The sequence below is a fragment of the Variovorax sp. V15 genome, from assembly GCF_041154425.1.
Taxonomy (GTDB): Bacteria; Pseudomonadota; Gammaproteobacteria; order Burkholderiales; family Burkholderiaceae_C; genus Variovorax; species Variovorax guangxiensis.
The window spans coordinates 1,085,487-1,104,687 of the sequence record NZ_AP028659.1 but is presented as its reverse complement, the minus strand read 5'-3'; the positions used below and the strand labels follow the sequence as shown (position 1 = coordinate 1,104,687).

At 68.9% G+C, this 19,201-nt stretch carries 19 protein-coding genes; 9 read left to right on the top strand and 10 right to left on the bottom strand.

Translation table 11 applies throughout. The features are described from left to right. Positions 1-10: 10 nt before the first annotated feature. Together ACAM57_RS05410 and nac are read right to left on the bottom strand one after the other, a co-directional pair. On the bottom strand, positions 11-445 hold the full coding sequence (locus ACAM57_RS05410; protein WP_369660937.1) for an acetyl-CoA carboxylase biotin carboxyl carrier protein subunit: 435 nt from the start codon (positions 443-445) through the stop codon (positions 11-13). Positions 446-572: 127 nt separating this feature from the next. Next, a complete protein-coding gene (gene nac, locus ACAM57_RS05405) occupies positions 573-1,511 on the bottom strand; it encodes a nitrogen assimilation transcriptional regulator NAC (protein WP_369660936.1) in 939 nt (312 codons plus the stop codon). Between the two features lie 143 nt (positions 1,512-1,654). Between nac and ACAM57_RS05400 the strand changes: the two genes are divergently transcribed. Then, positions 1,655-2,881, top strand: coding sequence for an aspartate transaminase (locus ACAM57_RS05400; RefSeq protein ID WP_369660935.1), 1,227 nt, complete (start codon positions 1,655-1,657; stop codon positions 2,879-2,881). Between the two features lie 25 nt (positions 2,882-2,906). Beyond that, positions 2,907-3,578: an RraA family protein gene (locus ACAM57_RS05395; protein WP_369660934.1), complete on the top strand. Its 672-nt coding sequence runs from the start codon at positions 2,907-2,909 to the stop codon at positions 3,576-3,578. A gap of 13 nt (positions 3,579-3,591) precedes the next feature. On the opposite strand, the gene ACAM57_RS05390 is transcribed toward ACAM57_RS05395, so the two are convergent. After that, positions 3,592-4,518, bottom strand: a complete 927-nt coding sequence (locus ACAM57_RS05390) for a LysR family transcriptional regulator (protein ID WP_369660933.1) — start codon at positions 4,516-4,518, stop codon at positions 3,592-3,594. 117 nt (positions 4,519-4,635) lie between these two features. Between ACAM57_RS05390 and ACAM57_RS05385 the strand changes: the two genes are divergently transcribed. Genes ACAM57_RS05385 through ACAM57_RS05370 form a run of 4 tightly spaced genes read left to right on the top strand, consistent with a single transcriptional unit; the run spans position 4,636 to position 8,506 of the window. Continuing rightward, entirely contained in the window at positions 4,636-5,574 is a 939-nt protein-coding gene (locus ACAM57_RS05385) for a dihydrodipicolinate synthase family protein (protein ID WP_126024994.1), read from the top strand. Between the two features lie 53 nt (positions 5,575-5,627). Beyond that, positions 5,628-6,599: a Bug family tripartite tricarboxylate transporter substrate binding protein gene (locus tag ACAM57_RS05380; RefSeq protein ID WP_369660932.1), complete on the top strand. Its 972-nt coding sequence runs from the start codon at positions 5,628-5,630 to the stop codon at positions 6,597-6,599. After that, positions 6,589-7,299, top strand: a complete 711-nt coding sequence (locus tag ACAM57_RS05375) for an SDR family NAD(P)-dependent oxidoreductase (RefSeq protein WP_184642233.1) — start codon at positions 6,589-6,591, stop codon at positions 7,297-7,299. Before ACAM57_RS05380 ends, ACAM57_RS05375 begins: the two co-directional genes overlap by 11 nt. Positions 7,300-7,339: 40 nt before the next feature. Beyond that, on the top strand, positions 7,340-8,506 hold the full coding sequence (locus ACAM57_RS05370; protein ID WP_369660931.1) for a mandelate racemase/muconate lactonizing enzyme family protein: 1,167 nt from the start codon (positions 7,340-7,342) through the stop codon (positions 8,504-8,506). Between the two features lie 35 nt (positions 8,507-8,541). On the opposite strand, the gene ACAM57_RS05365 is transcribed toward ACAM57_RS05370, so the two are convergent. Beyond that, positions 8,542-9,528 (bottom strand): tripartite tricarboxylate transporter substrate-binding protein, encoded by a 987-nt coding sequence (locus ACAM57_RS05365; protein WP_369660930.1) that lies wholly within the window; start codon positions 9,526-9,528, stop codon positions 8,542-8,544. 211 nt (positions 9,529-9,739) lie between these two features. Here ACAM57_RS05365 and ACAM57_RS05360 point away from each other — a divergent pair, with 211 nt between their 5' ends. Further along, a complete protein-coding gene (locus tag ACAM57_RS05360; RefSeq protein WP_126024999.1) occupies positions 9,740-10,288 on the top strand; it encodes a MarR family winged helix-turn-helix transcriptional regulator in 549 nt (182 codons plus the stop codon). A gap of 24 nt (positions 10,289-10,312) precedes the next feature. Here ACAM57_RS05360 and ACAM57_RS05355 read toward each other — a convergent pair whose 3' ends face one another. Beyond that, the gene (locus tag ACAM57_RS05355) at positions 10,313-10,657 is read right to left on the bottom strand and encodes a FlxA-like family protein (protein ID WP_126025000.1); all 345 of its coding nucleotides are present in this window, start codon (positions 10,655-10,657) and stop codon (positions 10,313-10,315) included. Between the two features lie 175 nt (positions 10,658-10,832). On the opposite strand from ACAM57_RS05355, the gene ACAM57_RS05350 reads away from it, so the two are divergent. After that, complete coding sequence (locus tag ACAM57_RS05350) at positions 10,833-11,279, top strand: universal stress protein (protein ID WP_126025001.1); 447 nt, start codon at positions 10,833-10,835, stop codon at positions 11,277-11,279. Positions 11,280-11,320: 41 nt separating this feature from the next. Here the strand turns inward: ACAM57_RS05350 and ACAM57_RS05345 are convergent, their stop codons facing one another. The 5 genes from ACAM57_RS05345 to ACAM57_RS05325 are packed head-to-tail and all read right to left on the bottom strand — an operon-like array spanning position 11,321 to position 17,780. Beyond that, on the bottom strand, positions 11,321-12,184 hold the full coding sequence (locus ACAM57_RS05345) for an oxaloacetate decarboxylase (RefSeq protein ID WP_369660929.1): 864 nt from the start codon (positions 12,182-12,184) through the stop codon (positions 11,321-11,323). Between the two features lie 44 nt (positions 12,185-12,228). Beyond that, positions 12,229-13,422, bottom strand: a complete 1,194-nt coding sequence (gene prpF / locus ACAM57_RS05340; RefSeq protein ID WP_369660928.1) for a 2-methylaconitate cis-trans isomerase PrpF — start codon at positions 13,420-13,422, stop codon at positions 12,229-12,231. 17 nt (positions 13,423-13,439) lie between these two features. Continuing rightward, entirely contained in the window at positions 13,440-16,040 is a 2,601-nt protein-coding gene (acnD, locus tag ACAM57_RS05335; protein ID WP_369660927.1) for a Fe/S-dependent 2-methylisocitrate dehydratase AcnD, read from the bottom strand. A 34-nt stretch (positions 16,041-16,074) separates the two neighbouring features. After that, positions 16,075-17,244 (bottom strand): 2-methylcitrate synthase, encoded by a 1,170-nt coding sequence (prpC, locus tag ACAM57_RS05330; protein WP_369660926.1) that lies wholly within the window; start codon positions 17,242-17,244, stop codon positions 16,075-16,077. Next, positions 17,241-17,780 (bottom strand): acyl-CoA thioesterase, encoded by a 540-nt coding sequence (locus tag ACAM57_RS05325; RefSeq protein WP_369660925.1) that lies wholly within the window; start codon positions 17,778-17,780, stop codon positions 17,241-17,243. Before ACAM57_RS05325 ends, prpC begins: the two co-directional genes overlap by 4 nt. Here ACAM57_RS05325 and ACAM57_RS05320 point away from each other — a divergent pair. Beyond that, positions 17,764-19,188: a short-chain fatty acyl-CoA regulator family protein gene (locus ACAM57_RS05320; RefSeq protein WP_369660924.1), complete on the top strand. Its 1,425-nt coding sequence runs from the start codon at positions 17,764-17,766 to the stop codon at positions 19,186-19,188. The genes ACAM57_RS05325 and ACAM57_RS05320 overlap by 17 nt on opposite strands. The last annotated feature ends 13 nt before the right edge of the window (positions 19,189-19,201 follow it).

Sequence of the window (19,201 nt, the reverse complement as noted above, 5' to 3'; positions counted from 1 at the left end):
GCGTGCCTCCTCAGGCGAAGCGGAACAGGGACTGCCCCGCTTCCACTTCCTGGCCCGACTGCACGAGCACCTGCTGCACGGTGCCGCCCGCGTCGGCACGGACCTCGTTGAACATCTTCATCGCCTCGATCACGCACAGCAGCTGGCCGGCTTCCACGGCCTGGCCCTGTCGCACGAAAGGCGGTTCGCCCGGTGCGGGCTGCAGGTGCACCACGCCGTGCAGCGGCGCGAGGCATTCGGTTCCGGCAGCCGTCGGATCGGCACTTGCTTCCAGGGCCTGTCGCGGAGCCCTTCGTGCGGCGGAAGGCGCCCGTGCAGCGGGCGCAACGCCCAGCGCCGCGAGCTTCACCAGCCGCAGCGTGCTGCCGTTCTCGCTGAATTCCAGTTCCGCCAGGTCCGATGCGGCCAAAGCGTCGATGAGCGTCTTGATCTGTTCCTGCTTCATGCCGGGGCTTCGATGGCCGACGCGTTCCGCGAACGCGTGACGGCATGCATGAAAGGTAGCGGGCAGCGGGCACAAAGCCCAAGACGGATTGGCTGTGCCGGGATAAGGGCGGCTTATGACGCCCGGCTCAGGACAGGGCGGCGATCTCGGGCTCGGGCGTGGACGCGACGGTGCCCGCGAGGTCGGCCACCAGTTCGAGCAGGATGTCCTTCACCGCCTGCGCGGGCTCCGACAGCGGCAGGTGGTCGGACTGGCACAGCGCCAGCGGCGCCTCGATGACCGGATCGACGATGGGGAACTGCCATGCGCCGCAGCTCGCCACCACCTCGCGCGCCATCGACGCCGGCAGGATGGTGGCGCCCAGCCCGTCGGCAACGGCCGCCGTGAGGGTGAAGGCCGATTCGATCTCCGCCACCACGCGCGGCACCATGCCCGCGCGCACGAAGGCCGCGTCCACCAGCTTGCGCACCACGTTGTAGGGGCGCGGCAGGAAGAGTTCGATGTCGCGCAGGTCGGCCAGCTTCACCGGCTGCGAGGGCGCGGGCATCGAGGCCGGCCCGACCAGGAAGAGCGGTTCCTTCAGCAGCGGCAGGAAGCTCAAGCCGTGGATGGCCTTGTCGCCGTAGAGCACGGCCAGGTCCATGCGGCCGTTCATGATGAGTTCGCTGAGCGTGGTGCCGTAGTTCTCGTTCAGGTAGAGCAGGATGCCCGGGTGCCGCGCGCGCACGGTGCGCAAGAGCGGCAGCGAGAGCGCCGATGCCGCCGTACCCGGCGCCAGGCCCACCGACACCTGGCCCGACAGTCCTTCGCCGGCGGCTTCCATGTCTACACGGGCCTGCTCGCACTGGCGCAGGATGATCTGCGCGTGGCGGTACAGCACCTTGCCGGCCTCGGTGGGCGTCACGCCGCGCTTGGTGCGCACCAGCAGTTGCTGGCGCACTTCGCCTTCGAGCGTGGCCAGCTGCTGGCTCAGCGCGGGCTGGGCGATGAAAAGAACCTCGGCCGCCTGAGTGAGGCTTCCGATGTCCACGATCTTCACGAAGTATTTGAGGCGTCGCAGGTTCACGCCTTGTCCCCAAGCAAAAGCCAAGCCTAGCACCGGCCCCGCGCGGCGGATATGGGTGCTCACCATGAGTCATAAGCTGCGCCTATACGACCAGTGCAATCTCGTCTTGGCCTCGCGGGATCGATGTGCGTACCGTTCGGTCCATGCAAGCCACTACTTCCAGCGCTGACTCCCGCATTGCCGCCCGCGTGCGGCGCATCAAGCCCTCGCCCAGCACCTCGGCGGCCGACCGCGCCAACGAGCTGCGCAGGCAGGGCAAGTCGATCGTGAACCTCGTGGTGGGCGAGCCCGACTTCGACACGCCCGCGCACATTCGCCAGGCCGCGGCGGCCGCCATCGAGCGCGGCGCCACGCGCTACACGCTGATGGCGGGCACGGTGGAGCTGCGCGAAGCCATCGTCGCCAAGCTGCAGCGCGAGAACGGCCTGAGCTACGCGATAAACGAGATCATCGCCACCAGCGGCGCGAAGAGCGCGATCTACAACGCCTTCGCGGTCACGCTGGAGCCGGGCGACGAGGTGATCATCCCGGCGCCCTACTGGGTGTCGTATCCCGACATGGTTCTGGCCTGCGAGGGCACGCCCGTCACCGTGGCCTGCCCCGAGGCCAACGGCTTCAAGCTGACGCCCGCGCAGCTCGAGGCGGCCATCACGCCGCGCACGCGCTGGCTGCTGATCAACTCGCCGAGCAACCCGACCGGCGCGAGCTACACGGCCGCCGAATACCGCGCGCTGGCCGAAGTGCTGGAACGCCATCCGCAGGTGATGGTGATGACCGACGAGATCTACGAGCACATCCGCTTCGACGGCGAACCGCTGCCGCACATCCTCGGCGTGGCGCCTTCGCTGCGCGAGCGCACGCTGATCGTGAACGGCGTGTCCAAGACCTACGCGATGACGGGCTGGCGCATCGGCTACGCGGCCGGCCCGGCGGACCTGATCAAGGCGCTGGACACGCTGCTTTCGCAGTCCACCGGCAACTGCTGCTCGGTGAGCCAGGCGGCGGCGGCGGCGGCGCTCAACGGCGACCAGGCCTTCGTGGCCGAGAGCGTGGCCGTCTACCGGCAGCGGCGCGACCGCACGCTGGCGCTGGTCAACGACATTCCCGGCCTGAGCTGCGCGACGCCGCCCGGCGCCTTCTACCTGTACATCAACTGCGGCGGCCTCATCGGCAAGACCACGCCCGAGGGCAGGCAGCTGCGCGAAGACGGCGACGTGGTGATGTACCTGCTCGAAAGCGAGGGCGTGGCGGTGGTGGCGGGCACGGCCTACGGGCTCTCGCCCTACTTCCGGCTTTCCATCGCCACGTCGCTCGAGACGCTGGAAGAGGGCTGCAAGCGCGTCGCGCGCGCCGTGGCCGCATTGCGCTGAAGACTTCAAGACGAGGACGCTCCCCATGCCCTACAAAGCCATTCGCAAGAACCCGTCGGCACCGCAGGTGGCGCCGCACATCATTGCCGCGCTGCGCGACATCCCGGTGGCCGCGCTCAGCGACAACATGCACCGCAACATCGGCAGCGTGGGCCTGCAGCCCTATCACCGCCCCGGCCACAAGACCATGGCGGGTACGGCCGTGACCGTGAAGACGCGCGGCGGCGACAACCTCACGCCGATGCGCGCCTTCGAGTTCTGCAGGGCCGGCGACGTGCTGGTGATCGACGCGGGCGGCGACCTCAACAACGCGGTGATCGGCGGCATCCTGTCGTTCTACACCGCGACCATCGGCACCGCCGGCCTGGTGCTCGACGGCGCCATCCGCGACGTGGCCGAGATCCGCGAGCGCGACTACCCGGTGTACGCGCGCGGGGTGAACCACCGCGGCCCGTACAAGGACGGCCCTGGCGAGATCAACGTTCCGGTGTCGGTCGGCGGAATGATCGTGAACCCCGGCGACATCGTGGTGGGCGACCAGGACGGCCTGATGGCCTTCCCGCCCGACGAGGCGGAGCTGCTGATCGAGAAGGCGCGCGCGCACCTGGAGACCGAGGCGCGCACCATCGCGGCGATGAAGGAAGGCCGCTGGGACCGCAGCTTCCTCGATGCCCTCGAAGCGCGCTGCGCCAACTGAAACGAAGTGCTGATCAGCCAGTTTCGCTGACCAGCCCCCACAACGCCTCCGCCACCGGCGCCATCTGCGCCTGCTGGCGGTACAGGCGTATGTCCACCGGCACGCGCCAGCCGCCCGCGCCGGCATCGACCAGCGCGCCGCCGCGCAGGTCGTCCGACACCAAACTCATCGGCAGCCACGCGAGACCGCGGCCTTCGAGTGCCATGGTGCGCAGCAGCGCGGCATGGTGGGCGGTGAACACGATGGACAGCGACGCGGCGAAGTCCTTGCCGAACTCGATGTCCTGGATGGCACGCATGATGCGGCCCAGGCCCGAGGCCTCGCTGTAGGCCAGCACGGAGGGCGACTGGCCCTTGCCCAGCGCATGCAGCGGGGCGCCGCCGGTATCGGGCGCGCTCACTGGCACGAGCACGTCTTCGCTCAGCCGCCGCACGGGGTACTGCGCCTCGTCGAGCCGGCCCGGCGCATCGGCATGGCCGTGGCACAGCACGAACTGCACGCGGCGCTGCAGCATCAGGTCTTCGCAGGCGTAGGAGCTGTCGGAAATGGTCTGGATCGGGCCCATGCTCAGCCGCGATTCCACGCTCGCGAGCCAGCGCGGAAAAAAGGTGAGCGAGAGCACATGCGTGGCGGCGAAGCTCAGGCTGGCGGCTGCCAGGTCGTGCGCGGCGCGGGCCTTGATGCGCGCGGCCTCCAGGCCCGCCAGCACTTCCTGCAGCAGCGGCTGGAAGCGCTTGCCCGCAGCGGTGAGCGCGGTGGGGTGCGCGCTGCGGTCGAACAGATCGACGCCCACCCATTCCTCCAGCGAGCGGATGTGGCGGCTGAAGGCGGGCTGCGCGATGGAGCGCGCCTGCGCCGCGCGCGAGAAATTGCCGGTCTCGGCCAGGGCCAGGAAGTCTTCCAGCCATTCGAGGTCGAGGGGTCGGTTGCCGGGGCCCATGCGCTGCGCGGTCGGTCGGGTTGAATAGTTGTATGCGATTCGAGTATTGGACGGTCCGCACCCCGCCGGCAAAAGATGCACCCATTCCTGCACCTTGAACCACCACGGAGACACAGCATGCCTTCCATCGCGAATTATCGCGGGATCATTCCCGCCATTTCCTGCCCCTTCACGGCCGACCACCGCATCGACGAACCCGCGCTGCGCAAGCTGGCTTCCTGGCTCGCCGGCCATGACGGCGTGGTGGCGGTCATGACCAACGGCCACACCGGCGAGGTGTTCTCGCTCACGCCTTCGGAGCGCGCCGAGGTCACGCGCATCGTTGCCGACGAGTTGCGCGGCCGCATGCCAGTGATCTCGTCGATCGTCTGCGAGGGCCTGGCCGAAGCCGCCGAGCACGCCCGCGCCGCCCAGGCCGCCGGCGCGGTGGCGCTGGACGTGATGCCGCCGCACCACTGGCTGCGCTTCGGCTTCACGCCCGGCCACGCGCTGCAGTACTTCGAGGCCATCCACCGCGCCGCGCCCGAACTGGACCTGGTCTGCCACGTGTACCCGGCCTGGACGCGCGCCTCGTATTCGTCGCAGTTGCTGGCCGAACTGGCACGCCTGCCCTACCTGCAGGCCTTCAAGGTGGGCCAGCGCGACATGAACAAGTACGCCCGCGACATCCAGGCGATCCGCGAGGCCGATGCCTCCAAGGCCATCCTCACCTGCCACGACGAGTACCTGCTGGCGTCGATGGTGCAGGGCGTGGACGGCGCGCTGGTCGGCTTCGCGACCTTCATCCCGCAACTCATCATCGACCTGTGGAACGCGGTGAAGGCCGGCGACCTGAAGAAGGCGATGGCGGTGCAGGCGCTCATCACGCCGCTGAAGGACGCGGTGTACGGCGGCGGCGAGCCCACCGGCGAGGCCCACGCCCGCATGAAGGGCGGCATGTACCTGGCCGGCGTGCTGGAGAACGCCACGGTGCGCCCGCCCACGGAGGCGCCCAACGCGCGCGAGATGGACGCGCTGCGCGCCGCCGTCGAGCAGGCGGGCCTGTCGAAGCGCTGACAGGAGGGGGCCGCCGCGCCCCTCGGTGAAAAGAAAACCAGGAGACAAGAGACATGCAACGCAAGCACTTCCTGCGCGCCACGCTGGCCGCGCTCGCGCTGGCCGCCGTATCGACCGCCGGCCTCGCCCAGAACTGGCCCGCCCGCCCGGTGCGCATGGTGATTCCCTTCCCGCCCGGCGGCACGCTCGACACGGTCGGCCGCCTGCTGGCGCAGAAACTGGGCGAGCAGACGGGCCAGACCTTCATCGTGGAGAACCGCCCCGGCGGCAACGGCGTGATCGGTGCCGACGTGGTGTCGAAGGCGCCGGCCGACGGTTACACGCTGCTGTTCAACGCATCGACCTTCACCACCGCGCCGATGACCATGAAGTCGGTGCCCTACGAGGTGGTGCGCGACTTCACCCCGGTGGCGCTGGTGGCCAAGGCGCCGCTGTCGGTGGCGGTCAACAAGAACCTGCCGGTGAACGACGTGAAGTCGCTCATCGCCTACGCCAAGGCGCACCCCGGCAAGATGACCTTCGCGGTGGGCTCGATCGGCTCGGCGGGGCACCTGTCGACCGAGCTGCTCAAGCGCGCGGGCGGCGGGCTCGACTACCTGATCGTGCCGTACAAGGGCACGGCGCCTGCCTTCCAGGACCTGATCGGCGGGCAGATCGACGGCTTCATCGACCCCATCCTCGGCTCGCTGCAGTACCACAAGAGCGGCATGCTGAAGGTGATTGCCGTTACCTCGGCCACGCGCGCCACCAGCCTGCCGAACGTGCCCACGGTGGGCGAGAGCATTCCGGGCTACGAGTTCTACAGCTGGTACGGCCTGTGGGGCCCGGCGAAATTGCCGCCGGCCATCACGCAGCGGCTGAACGCCGAGGTCAACAAGGCGCTGGGCACCGACATGCGCGAGACGCTGAACGCGCAGGGCCTGCTGCTGACGCCGGGCAGCGTCGAGGACTTCGCGAAGTTCCAGGCCGAGGACATGGCGCGCTCGAAGAAGATCATCACCGAGGGCAACATCCATGTCGAATAAGGGAGCCCAGCTTCCGCATGCCGTGGTGACGGGCAGCAGCGGCGGCATCGGCCGCGCCATCGCCTCGCACCTGCTGCAGTCGGGCTGGCGCGTGAGCGGGCTGGACCTGGCCGCGCCCACGCTGTCGTCCCACGCCGGCTTCACGCACATGGCGGTGGACCTCAGCGACGCCGCCGCCATTGCGCGCACCGCCTCGGCGCTGCAGGACGCGGGCGCGCTGGTGCACGCGGCCGGCGTGCTGCGCGTCGGCCCGCTGGGCGAACTCGACCATGCGGGCGGCGAACTGATGTGGCGCCTGCACGTGGACGCTGCCACGCGCCTGGCCGACGCGCTCGTGCCCGCGATGGCGGCGCGTGGCAACGGCCGCGTGGTGTTCGTCGGCAGCCGCGTCGCGCAGGGCCTGCCCGGGCGCGGCCAGTACGCCGCGACCAAGGCCGCGCTGATCGCGCTCGCGCGAAGCTGGGCGGCGGAAGTCGCCTCGCACGGCGTGACCGTCAACGTGGTGTCGCCCGGCGCCACGCAGACATCGATGCTTCAGGACCCGGCCCGCGCGGGCAGCGCACCGCGCCTGCCGCCCATCGGCCGGCTGATCCAGCCCGAGGAGATCGCGGCGCTCACCGGCTTTCTTCTTTCGCCGCAGGCGGCGGCCATCACGGGGCAGGACATCCCGATCTGCGGCGGCTCGTCGCTGCATCTCTGAACCTCTTTCGCTTTCCCTCTCTTCCACCCGGAACCCGACCATGAAAATCGTCAACATCCTCGAATCCACCCGCCCCATCAAGTCGGACATCCGCAACGCCTACATCGATTTCTCGAAGATGACCCTGAGCCTCGTGGCGGTGGTCACCGACGTGATCCGCGATGGCAGGCCCGTCGTCGGCTACGGTTTCAATTCCAACGGCCGCTACGGCCAGGGCGGGCTGATCCGCGAGCGCTTCCTGCCGCGCCTGCTGGAGGCCGACCCGGCCTCGCTGCTGGACGAGACCGGCGACAACCTCGATCCGCACAAGATCTGGGCCCGCATGATGATCAACGAGAAGCCCGGCGGCCATGGCGAGCGCTCGGTGGCCGTGGGCACCATCGACATGGCCGTGTGGGACGCCACCGCCAAGATCGCCGGCAAGCCGCTCCATCAGCTGCTGGCCGAGCGCTACGGCACCGGCAAGCCCGACCCGCGCGTGTTCGTCTACGCGGCAGGCGGCTACTACTACCCCGGCAAAGGCCTCGAAGGCCTGCAGCGCGAGATGACCAGCTACCTGGAGCGCGGCTACTCGGTGGTGAAGATGAAGATCGGCGGCGCCACGCTGGCCGAGGACTGCGAGCGCATCGAGTCGGTGCTGAAGATCCTCGGCCCCGGCCAGCAGCTCGCGGTGGACGCCAACGGCCGCTTCGACCTGCCCACCGCCATCGACTACGGCCGCGCGCTCTCGCAGTACCCGCTCTTCTGGTACGAGGAAGCCGGCGACCCGCTCGACTACGAACTGCAGGCCAAGCTGGGCGAGGTGTATGCCGGCCCGATGGCCACGGGCGAGAACCTGTTCTCGATGCAGGACGCGCGCAACCTCATCCGCCACGGCGGCATGTGCCCCGACCGCGACTGGCTGCAGTTCGACTGCGCGCTGAGCTACGGCCTCGTCGAATACCTGCGCACGCTCGACATGCTGAAGGAAAACGGCTGGTCGCCCTCGCGCTGCATTCCGCACGGCGGCCACCAGATGTCGCTGGCCATTGCCGCCGGCCTCGGCCTGGGCGGCAACGAGAGCTACCCCGACCTGTTCCAGCCCTACGGCGGCTTCCCCGACGGCGTGAAGGTGGACAACGGCTACGTCACCCTGCCGCCGCTGCCGGGCATCGGCTTCGAGGGCAAGGCCGATCTGATCTCCGAGATGCGGGCGCTCGCCAGCTGATGAACTGACGAGCTACCGGGCCGACGGTGCGAGGCTCAGGGATGGAACCCCGAGCGGCGCACCACGGGTTCCCACTGCGCGCGGTAGGCCTTCAACATCTGCGTCGTTTCCGCCGCGTTGCTGGACACGGGCGTGATGAAGAGCGCGTCGGCCGCCTTGTGCAGGCCCGGGTCCTTCATCACGTCGCGGATCGAATTGGCCAGCAGCTGCACCTTGGCGGGCGGCATGGCCGCTGGCGCGAAGAAGGTGTTCCAGCCGTCGGCGTCGATCTTCATGCCGGCCTCGCTGAAGGTCGGGATGTTGGGCGCGAAGCTCGCGCGCTTCTTGCCCGAGGTGGCCAGGATGCGGATCTTGCCGGCCACGTGCTGCGGATAGAGCGAGTCGAGCGTGTCGATGGCAATCGGCAGGCTGCCGTTGACCAGGTCGGCCGCCAGCGGCGCCGAGCCGCCATAACCCTTGATCTGCGGCTGCACGCTCAGCGCGTCGCCCACCATCAGGCCGAAGAAGTGCGGCAGGCTGCCGGTGGCGGGCACGCCGAAGATGGCTTCCTCGGGGTGCGCCCACAGCCGGCCCACGAGGAACATCGCGCGGTCGAGCTGCAGCTTGCTGCCGACGGCCAGCGCGAAGTCGTAGCTGCTGACCTGCGAAACGGGCACGAAGTCCTTGTCGGGGTCGTAGCCCGCGTCCTTGATGACCAGCGGCGCAACCACCATCACGGCGGGGTTGCCCAGCATCAGCACGTTCTGCGTGGCGGGCGCGCGCTTCACTTCCTTGGCCGCGAGACGGCCGCCTTCACCCGGACGGTTTTCCACGCTCACCTGCACGCCGAGCTTCGGCGTGAGTCGCTCGGCGATCAGCCGCGCGATGCGGTCGGTGCTGCCGCCCGGGGCATAGCCGACCACGAGGGTGAGCGGCCCACCGTCCAGCGCGGCGGGCGCCTGAGCCTGGGCCAGGGGAGCGCAGGCGGCCAGGGCGACGCCCCATGCCATGATGAGCTTGCGCCGGGAAAGGAATGCGGGCATCGGATCGGGTCTCCTGCGGAGGTGGGCACGAACGGAAGGACGGGCAGGCGCGGTTTCGCGGCGAAAATCGCGCACCAAGACTGTTTCCGGTCGTTCAAATTTGTTACTGGTTTATACGTACAGGGAAACAGTTGATCTAATCAATCAAGTGCCTGCCGAGGCGGGCGAACCACACTTCAACCGCTCGCGCCCTTCACGTTCCGTCACCTGTATGCAACAAGCTTTCCCCGATGCAGGAGCGTTGCGCGCGCCCCATTCACTGGACGACCTGCTGCTCTACCGCATGGCGCGCGCCGTGCGCGCGGGCAGCGGCATGGCGACGCGGCTGGTCGAGGGCGGCTTCGGCATCACGCGCCGCGAGTGGGGAATGATCGCCACGCTCGCCCAGGAGGGCGAGATGACCTCCTCGGCGCTGGCCACCCAGCTGCACCTGGACCGCGTGCGCACCTCGCGCGGACTGCGCAGCCTGGTCGAGAAGAAGCTGGTGCAGCGCCGGCAGAACGCGGAAGACCGGCGCGAAGTGCATGTGCGGCTGAGCGCCTCGGGCCAGCAGCTCTTCGGCAGGCTCTTTCCGCGCATCGCGGGGCTGAACACGGAACTGCTGGAAGGCGTGGCACCCGCGGACCTGGACGCCCTCCTGCGCTGCCTTCACCACCTGGAGCAGCGCGGCGAGGAACTGCTCGCGCAGGGCGTGGTGGCGGAAAAGGCGGACCGGCGCTCGGGCGGAACGCGGCACCGCTGGCCCGAGCGCGGCGGCTGACCCCGCGGGCGATCGAGCGGGCGGTCAGGCCTGCACGTCCACCACGCTGCCGAGCGTGCCCGACGCACCGCGGCTGGCGCGCTGCGTACCCGCTGCACCTTCCTCCAGCGAGGCCATCGCGCTCTGCTGGACGCCGGCGTTGCGCAGCGCATTCATCTGCTGCTGCAGCATCGCGAGCTTCGCCGCGAGCGCCTCGAGCTGCATCCGGATCGCATCGCGGGCCTCCTCGGGCGCGGCGAGCAGCTGGGCCTGTGTCTCGCCGATCTGTTTCTGCGTGGCGGTGATCTGCCGCTGGATCTTCGCGATCTCGGCGTTCACGTTGACCCCGCTCCCTGTTGCGCCGCCGCTCGCGCCAATGGCATTGAGCATTTCTGTCCTCCTCTGGTTGTCCGCAAGGGAAAGAAGCTATATCGGCAGCCGGCGCGAAAAATAGAGGGCCGCCTCTGATCGCGCCTCCATCGCCCGCGACCGCTTGCACCGCCACCATGGCCGACTAGACTGGAATCCGAGGGCACCCGCGGTGCCGGGGGCCAAGGAGCCTGCCATGTACAAGCGTGTTCTCGTGGCAACCGACGGCTCTGCGCTGTCGGAGCAGGCGGTCAATGCCGCCATCGATCTGGCCCTGCTCTGCAATGCCGAACTGGTGAGCGTCACCGTCGCGCACATCGAGCCCGTCGGCTACTTCGAAGGATCGCTGATGCTGAGCCAGCGCGACATCGAGGCCGCGCAGGAGCAGTCGGACCATGCCGCGCGCCGGCTGGTCGACAAGTCGGTCGCCGCCGCCACCGCCAGGGGCGTGCGCAATCCGAGGGCGGTGGTCATGAAGTCGAACCAGGTGGCCGAGGCCATCATCGCGGCCGCGAAGAACCAGCAGTGCGACCTGATCGTGATGGCCTCTCACGGCCGGCGCAGCCTGGCGCGCCTGCTGATGGGCAGCGAGACGCTGCATGTGCTGACGCACTCTCACATCCCGGTGCTGGTGCTGCGCTAGCGGCGCCAGCCCTTCTCCTGCTTTCTCCCGCCTTCTCCTGCTCAGCTCGCGTACCGCTTCTCCAGCGCGTCGAGTTCGGGCTTGCCCACCAGCCGCTGGCGTTCCGCGAAGGGCACGACCAGCGCCGGGTCTTCGTCCACGCGCTTCGTGTCGCGCAGCACCGTCAGCGCCTTCTGCATGCCGGCGACTGCCCCCTGCAGCGCCGCGTTGGCATACAGCACGATGCCGTAGCCCAGCCCGGCGAGTTCCTCGGCGCCGAAGATCGGCGTCCTGCCGCCGATCACCATGTTCATGAGCTGCGGCTTCTTCAGCCGCTGCGGCAGCGCGCGGATCTCGTCGGCCGTGGTCACAGCCTCCACGAAGAGGATGTCTGCACCCGCCTCGGTGAACTTCTGCGCGCGCTCGATGGCGGCCTCGAAGCCCAGCGTGGCGGCGGCGTCGGTGCGGGCCATCACGAGCAGATCGGGGTCGGTGCGCGCATCGACGGCAGCCTTGATCTTGTTGACTGCCTCCTCGGTGGAGATCACGTCCTTGCCCGAGAAGTGGCCGCAGCGCTTGGGTGCGACCTGGTCCTCGAACTGGATGCAGTCGGCGCCCGCGCGCTCCAGCACGCGCACCGTGTGGCGCACGTTGAGCGCATTGCCGAAGCCGGTGTCGGCATCCACGATCAGCGGCAGGCCCACCGCGTCGCGGATGCGCGCCGTGTGGTCGGCGATCTCGTGCAGGCCCATGAAGCCCTGGTCGGGCAGGCCGAACCACATGTTGGTGACGCCCGCGCCGGTGACGTAGATGGCCTCGAAGCCCAGGTCCTCGATCACGCGCGCCGACAGCGCGTTGAAGGCACCCGGCACCAGCACGCCCCGGCGCGCTTCGGCCAGGGCTCGGAGGGTCTTGCGAGTCGACATCGGTTCTTCCTTGTTGTGTTGCGTTGTCTTGTTGATTCCGGAGGTCAGAGCGTATCGCCGGGCATGCGCACCCAGCCTTCCATCAGCACGCGGGCGCTGCGGCTCATCACGGCCTTGGTCACGCGCCATTCGCCATCGACCCGGCTGGCTTGCGCGCCGACGCGCAGCGTGCCCGAGGGATGGCCGAAGCGCACCGCCGAGCGCTCGCCGCCGCCGGCCGCGAGGTTGACCAGCGTGCCCGGAATGGCCGCCGCCGTGCCGATGGCCACCGCCGCCGTGCCCATCATGGCGTGGTGCAGCTTGCCCATGGACAGCGCGCGCACCAGCAGGTCGACATCGCCCGCCGCGACCGGCTTGCCGCTGGAAGCCGTGTAGCTCGCTGGCCTCGCGACGAACGCGACCTTGGGCGTGTGCTGGCGCCCTGCCGCTTCGCCGACGTTCTTGATGAGCCCCATGCGCACCGCGCCGTGCGCGCGGATGGCTTCGAACTTCGCGAGCGCGGCGGCGTCGCCGTTGATCGCGTCCTGCAACTCGGTGCCCGTGTAGCCGATGGCTTCGGCCTCCACGAAGATGGTCGGGATGCCGGCGTTGATCATCGTCGCGCGCAGCGTGCCGACGCCCGGCACCTCGAGCTCGTCGACCAGATTGCCGGTCGGAAACATCGCGCCGCCCGCGCCCTCTTCTTCCGCAGCCGGGTCCATGAATTCGAGCTGCACCTCGGCGGCCGGGAAGGTCACGCCGTCGAGCTCGAAATCGCCGGTCTCCTGCACCGCGCCGTCGCTGATGGGCACGTGCGCGACGATGGTCTTGCCGATGTTGGCCTGCCAGATGCGCACCACCGCCACGCCGTCGCGCGGCACGCTGCTGCCGTCGACCAGGCCGTTGGCGATGGCGAAGGGGCCGACCGCCGCCGAGAGGTTGCCGCAGTTGCCGCTCCAGTCGACGAAGGGCTGGTCGATCGACACCTGGCCGAAGAGGTAGTCCACGTCGTGGCCGGGCCTGTCGCTCTTCGAAAGAATCACCGCCTTGCTGGTGCTCGAGGTGGCGGCGCCCATGCCGTCGATCTGCTTGCCGTAGGGGTCGGGGCTGCCGATGACGCGCAGCAGCAGCGCATCGCGCGCCTTGCCGGGCACCTGCGCGGCCTTGGGCAGGTCCTGCAGGCGGAAGAACACGCCCTTGCTGGTGCCGCCGCGCATGTAGGTGGCGGGAATCCTGATCTGTGGTGCGAAGGAAGCCATGGGCTGCGATTCTCGGTTCATGCGGCCACGGGCGCGGCCGAGGCGAGGAAGTCCTGTGCGAAGCGCTGCAGCACGCCGCCGGCTTCGTAGATCGAAACTTCCTCGGCGGTGTCGAGGCGGCAGGTCATCGGCACTTCGAGCCGCTCACCATTGCGGCGGCGGACCACCAGCGTGAGGTCGGCGCGCGGCTCGCGCGCGCCGGTCACGTCGTAGATCTCGGTGCCGTCCAGGCCCAGCGTGAGGCGGCTGGTGCCGGGCTTGAATTCGAGCGGCAGCACGCCCATGCCGATCAGGTTGGTGCGGTGGATGCGCTCGAAGCCCTCGGCCGCGATGGCCTCCACGCCCGCGAGGCGCACGCCCTTGGCGGCCCAGTCGCGCGAGGAGCCCTGGCCGTAGTCGGCGCCCGCCACGATGATCAGCGGCTGCCTGCGCAGCATGTAGGTCTCGATGGCCTCCCACATGCGCATGACCTGCCCTTCGGGCTCCACGCGCGCCAGCGAGCCGGCGCGCACGCTGCCGTCTTCCTTGCGCACCATCTCGTTCCTGAGGGTCGGGTTGGCGAAGGTGGCGCGCTGCGCAGTGAGGTGGTCGCCGCGATGGGTGGCGTAGGAATTGAAGTCCTCCTCGGGCAGGCCCATTTTGTGGAGGTACTCGCCGGCGGCGCTGTCCAGCAGGATCGCGTTGGAGGGCGAGAGGTGGTCGGTGGTGATGTTGTCCGGCAGGATCGCCAGCGGCCGCATGCCCCTGAGCTTGCGCTCGCCGGCCAGCGCGCCTTCCCAGTAGGGCGGGCGGCGGATGTAGGTGGAGGCGGGGCGCCAGTCGTACAGCGGCGCCACCTTGTCGCCCGCATCGGGCCGGATCGCGAACATCGGCTCGTACACCTCGCGGAAGTGCGCGGGCTTCACGCTGGACTTCACGATGGCGTCGATCTCCGCGTCGTCGGGCCAGATGTCCTTCAGCCGCACTTCCCTGCCCTCGACCACGGCGAGCACGTCGCGCTCGATGTCGAAGCGCACGGTGCCGGCGATGGCGTAGGCCACCACCAGCGGCGGCGAGGCCAGGAAGGCCTGCCGCGCATACGGATGGATGCGGCCGTCGAAGTTGCGGTTGCCCGAGAGCACCGCCGTCGCGTAGAGGTCGCGTTCGACGATCTCCTGCTGTATCGCCGGATCGAGCGCGCCCGACATGCCGTTGCACGAGGTGCAGGCATAGGCCACCACGCCGAAGCCGAGCTTTTCGAGCTCGCCCATCAGGCCTGCTTCCTGCAGGTACAGCGTCACGGCCTTGGAGCCCGGCGCCAGCGAAGACTTGACCCAGGGCTTGCGCACGAGCCCCAGCCGGTTGGCATTGCGCGCAAGCAGGCCGGCGGCGATCACGTTGCGCGGGTTGCTGGTGTTGGTGCAGCTGGTGATGGCCGCGATGATCACCGCTCCGTCGGGCATGCGGCCCGGCTCGTCGCGCCAGGGCGCCGCGATGCCGCGCGCCGCGAGATCGGCGGTGGCCACGCGCGCATGCGGATTCGACGGGCCCGCCATGTTGCGCACCACCGTCGAGAGGTCGAAGTGCAGCACGCGCTCGTACACCGCGTCCTTCAGCGCATCGGCCCACAGGCCGGTGTGCTTCGCATAGGTTTCCACCAGCCGCACCTGCTCGTCGCTGCGGCCGGTCAGGCGCAGGTAGTCGATGGTCTGCTGGTCGATCGCGAACATCGCGGCAGTGGCGCCGTACTCGGGTGCCATGTTGGAGACGGTCGCGCGGTCGCCCAGCGTGAGACTCGCGGCACCCTCGCCATGGAACTCCAGGTAGGCGCCCACCACCTTCGACTGGCGCAGGAACTCGGTGAGCGCCAACACCACGTCGGTGGCGGTGATGCCCGGCTGCGGCCGGCCCGAGAGCTTCACGCCGACGATGACGGGCAGGCGCATCCACGAGGCCCGGCCCAGCATCACGTTCTCGGCCTCCAGCCCACCCACGCCGATGGCCACGACGCCCAGCGCGTCGACGTGCGGCGTGTGGCTGTCGGTGCCGACCAGCGTGTCGGGGTAGGCCACGCCGTTTTGCGCGTGCACCACCGGCGACATCCGCTCCAGGTTGATCTGATGCATGATCCCGTTGCCCGGCGGTATCACCTCCACATTCCTGAAGGCCCGCTTCGTCCAGTCGATGAAGTGGAAGCGGTCTTCGTTGCGCCGGTCCTCGATGGCGCGGTTCTTCGCGAAGGCATCGGGGTCGAAGCCGCCGCACTCCACCGCCAGCGAATGGTCGACGATGAGCTGCACCGGCACCACCGGGTTCACCTGCGCCGGGTCGCCGCCCCGCTCGGCAATGGCGTCGCGCAGGCCGGCCAGGTCGACCAGCGCGGTCTGGCCCAGGATGTCGTGGCACACCACGCGCGCCGGAAACCACGGAAAGTCGTGCTCGCGCTTGCCTTCGACGATCTGCCGCAGGCTCTGTTCGAGGATGGCCGGATCGCAGCGGCGCACAAGATTCTCGGCGTGCACGCGCGAGGTGTAGGGTAGCGTGGCCCATGCGCCTGGACGCAGGGACTCGACGGCCTCGCGCGCGTCGAAATGGTCCAGCGAAGTGCCGGGAAGGTTCTTGCGGTACTGGGTGTTCATGGGGCGGCGCTCGGGCCTCTTGCCTTCTTGTCTTTTACTTCCGATCCTGGATCGGCGCGAACTCCAGGTCTTCCGGCCCGGTGTAGTTGGCGCTGGGCCGGATGATCTTGTTGTCGACGCGCTGCTCGATGATGTGCGCCGCCCAGCCCGAGGTGCGCGCGATGACGAAGAGCGGCGTGAACATGGCCGTGGGCACGCCCATCATGTGATAGCTCACGGCGCTGAACCAGTCGAGGTTGGGAAACATCTTCTTGACTTCCCACATCACGCCTTCGAGCCGCTCGGCGATGTCGAACATCTTGGTCGAGCCCGCCTCCTGCGACAGCGACCTCGCCACGCCCTTGATGACCACGTTGCGTGGATCGCTCACCGTGTAGACCGGGTGGCCGAAGCCGATCACCACCTCCTTGGCCTCCACCCGGCGGCGGATGTCGGCCTCGGCTTCGCCGGGCGAGTCGTAGCGCTTCTGGATCTCGAAGGCCACCTCATTGGCGCCGCCGTGCTTGGGCCCGCGCAGCGCGCCGATGGCGCCGGTGATGGCCGAGTACACGTCGGAGCCGGTGCCCGCCACCACGCGCGCAGTGAAGGTCGACGCGTTGAACTCGTGCTCGGCGTACAGATTGAGCGAGGTGTGCATCGCGCGCACCCAGGCCTCGGAGGGCTTGCGGCCATGCAGCAGGTGGAGGAAGTGGCCGCCGATGGAGTCGTCGTCGGTTTCCACGTCGATGCGCTTGCCCTGCGTGGACCAGTGGTACCAGTACAGCAGCATCGAACCGAGCGAAGCCATCAGCCGGTCGGCAATGTCGCGCGCGCCGGGCAGGTTGTGGTCTTCCTTCTCGGGAAGCATGCAGCCCAGCGACGACACGCCGGTGCGCATCACGTCCATCGGATGCGCGCCGGCGGGCAGTTGCTCCAGCGCCTCTTTCAGGCTCGCGGGCAGGCCGCGCATCGACCTGAGCTTCGCCTTGTAGGCGCGCAACTCCGACGCCGTGGGCAGCTTGCCGTGCACCAGCAGGTGCGCGATTTCCTCGAACTCGCAGACCTCAGCGATGTCGAGGATGTCGTAGCCGCGGTAGTGCAGGTCGTTGCCGGTGCGCCCGACGGTGCACAGCGCAGTGTTGCCGGCCGTCACGCCGGACAGGGCCACGGACTTCTTCGGCTTGAAGCCGGTGGGGGCTTCGGCAGGGGAGGCGATGTCGTTCATGCTGCTTCCTTTTCTGGATTCGGTTGTGCGTTGGGGATGCGCCTGGGCCGCCCGCTCTTGTCGACGGCGACCATCTCGAAGAAGGAGCGCAGCGCCTCGCGCGGCGCCTGCCCCAGTTGCTCGAAGCTGCCGGTGACGCTGACGGTGAGCGAGCTGCGGCCCCGCCGGCTGATCCATGCGCGCAGCCGCAGCACGCTGCCGACCGGCACGGGCGCGAGGAACTGCGCGTCGCCGCAACCGGCCATGACCACGTCGGCCTGCGCGAAGTCGCGCGCCGCGAGGAAGGCCGCCTTGGACATCAGCATCAGCGCGTTGCCGCCGAACAGCGTGCCGTAGTGGTTCGCATGCTCCGGAAACACGATTTCCGTGAATTCGAGCGCCGTGTTCCGGTTTGTCATGATTCGCAATTTACGCAAATGCGTACCCATAATGAAGGACTGAATTTGCCAATCATTGCGAATAGAAAACGCCTGATTTGCAAATATTGCGAACACTACAGATGCAGCAAGGAGCCGCACGATGAGCAAGACCTTCATGGGCGTGCGCCTGCGCAAGCTGCGCGCCGAGCGCGGCATGACGCAGGTGGCGCTGGCGCAGGCGCTAGGCCTGTCGCCCAGCTACCTGAACCAGCTTGAGCAGAACCAGCGGCCGCTCACCGTGGCCGTGCTGCTCAGGATCAGCCGCACGCTCGGCGTCGACGTGCAGCAGTTCTCGGAAGACGAGGAAGCCCGCCTGGTCTCTGGCATGCGCGACGCTCTGGCCGACAACCCCGGCGGTGAACCCGTCGCCCTGCCCGAGCTGCGCGAGGTGGCCTCGCAGATGCCGGCCGTTGCGCGCGCGCTGCTCGCGCTGCACCGCCGCCACCAGGAAGCGATGGAGCGGCTGGAGATCATGGCCGCCGAGCTGGGCGACGGACGCGGCGAACTCACCAACGCGCGGCCCATGCCCTTCGAGGCGGTGCGCGACTTCTTCTTCGCCCACCAGAACCATTTCGAGGAGCTCGACCTGCAGGCGGAAAAGCTCGCCGACGAAGCGCGCGCCCGCGGTGGTCCGCTGTCGGAATGGCTGCAGCAGCGCCTTTCGAAGCAGCACGGCGTGCATGTGGTGCCCATCGATGACGACGCCATCGACAGCCAGCGCCGCTACGACCCCGCCAGCCGCGTGCTGCACCTGTCGGCCGGCCTGGAGCCCGGCCAGCAGGCCTTCCAGCTCGCGACCCAGCTGGCGCTGCTGGAGCAGGCGCGGCTGATCGAGTCGCTGCTGCAGGGCGCCGACTTCAACGACGACGCGCCCACGCATGCGCTGGCCCGCATCGGCCTGGCGAACTATTTCGCCAGCGCCATGCTGCTGCCCTACGGCCTGTTCCTGAAGACGGCGGAAGCCCTGCGCTACGACATCGACCTGCTGGCGCGCCGTTTCGGCGTGGGCTTCGAAACCGTCTGCCACCGCCTGAGCTCGATGCAGCGGCCCGGCGCGCCGGGCGTGCCCTTCTTCTTCATCCGCGTGGACCGCGCGGGCAACATCTCGAAGCGGCAGTCGGCCACGCACTTCCACTTCTCGAAGACCGGCGGCACCTGCCCGCTTTGGAACGTGTACGAAGCCTTCGCGCAGCCCGGGCGGGTGCTGCGGCAACTCGCGCGCATGCCCGACGGGCGCACCTACCTGTGGGTGGCGCGCACCGTGTCGCACGGACAGCGCGGCTTCGGCTCACCGAGCAAGACCTTCGCGATCGGCCTGGGCTGCGACATCCGGCATGCGCCGAGGCTGGTCTATTCCAAGGGCCTCGACCTTGCGGACCAGGAAGCGCCCACGCCCATCGGCATGGGCTGCAAGGTGTGCGAGCGCACGGCCTGCCCGCAGCGGGCGTTCCCGTTCATCGGGCGGGCGCTGGACGTGAACGAGAACGAAAGCAGGTTCACGCCCTACGCGGTGGCGGATTCCTAGACGGCCGACATGG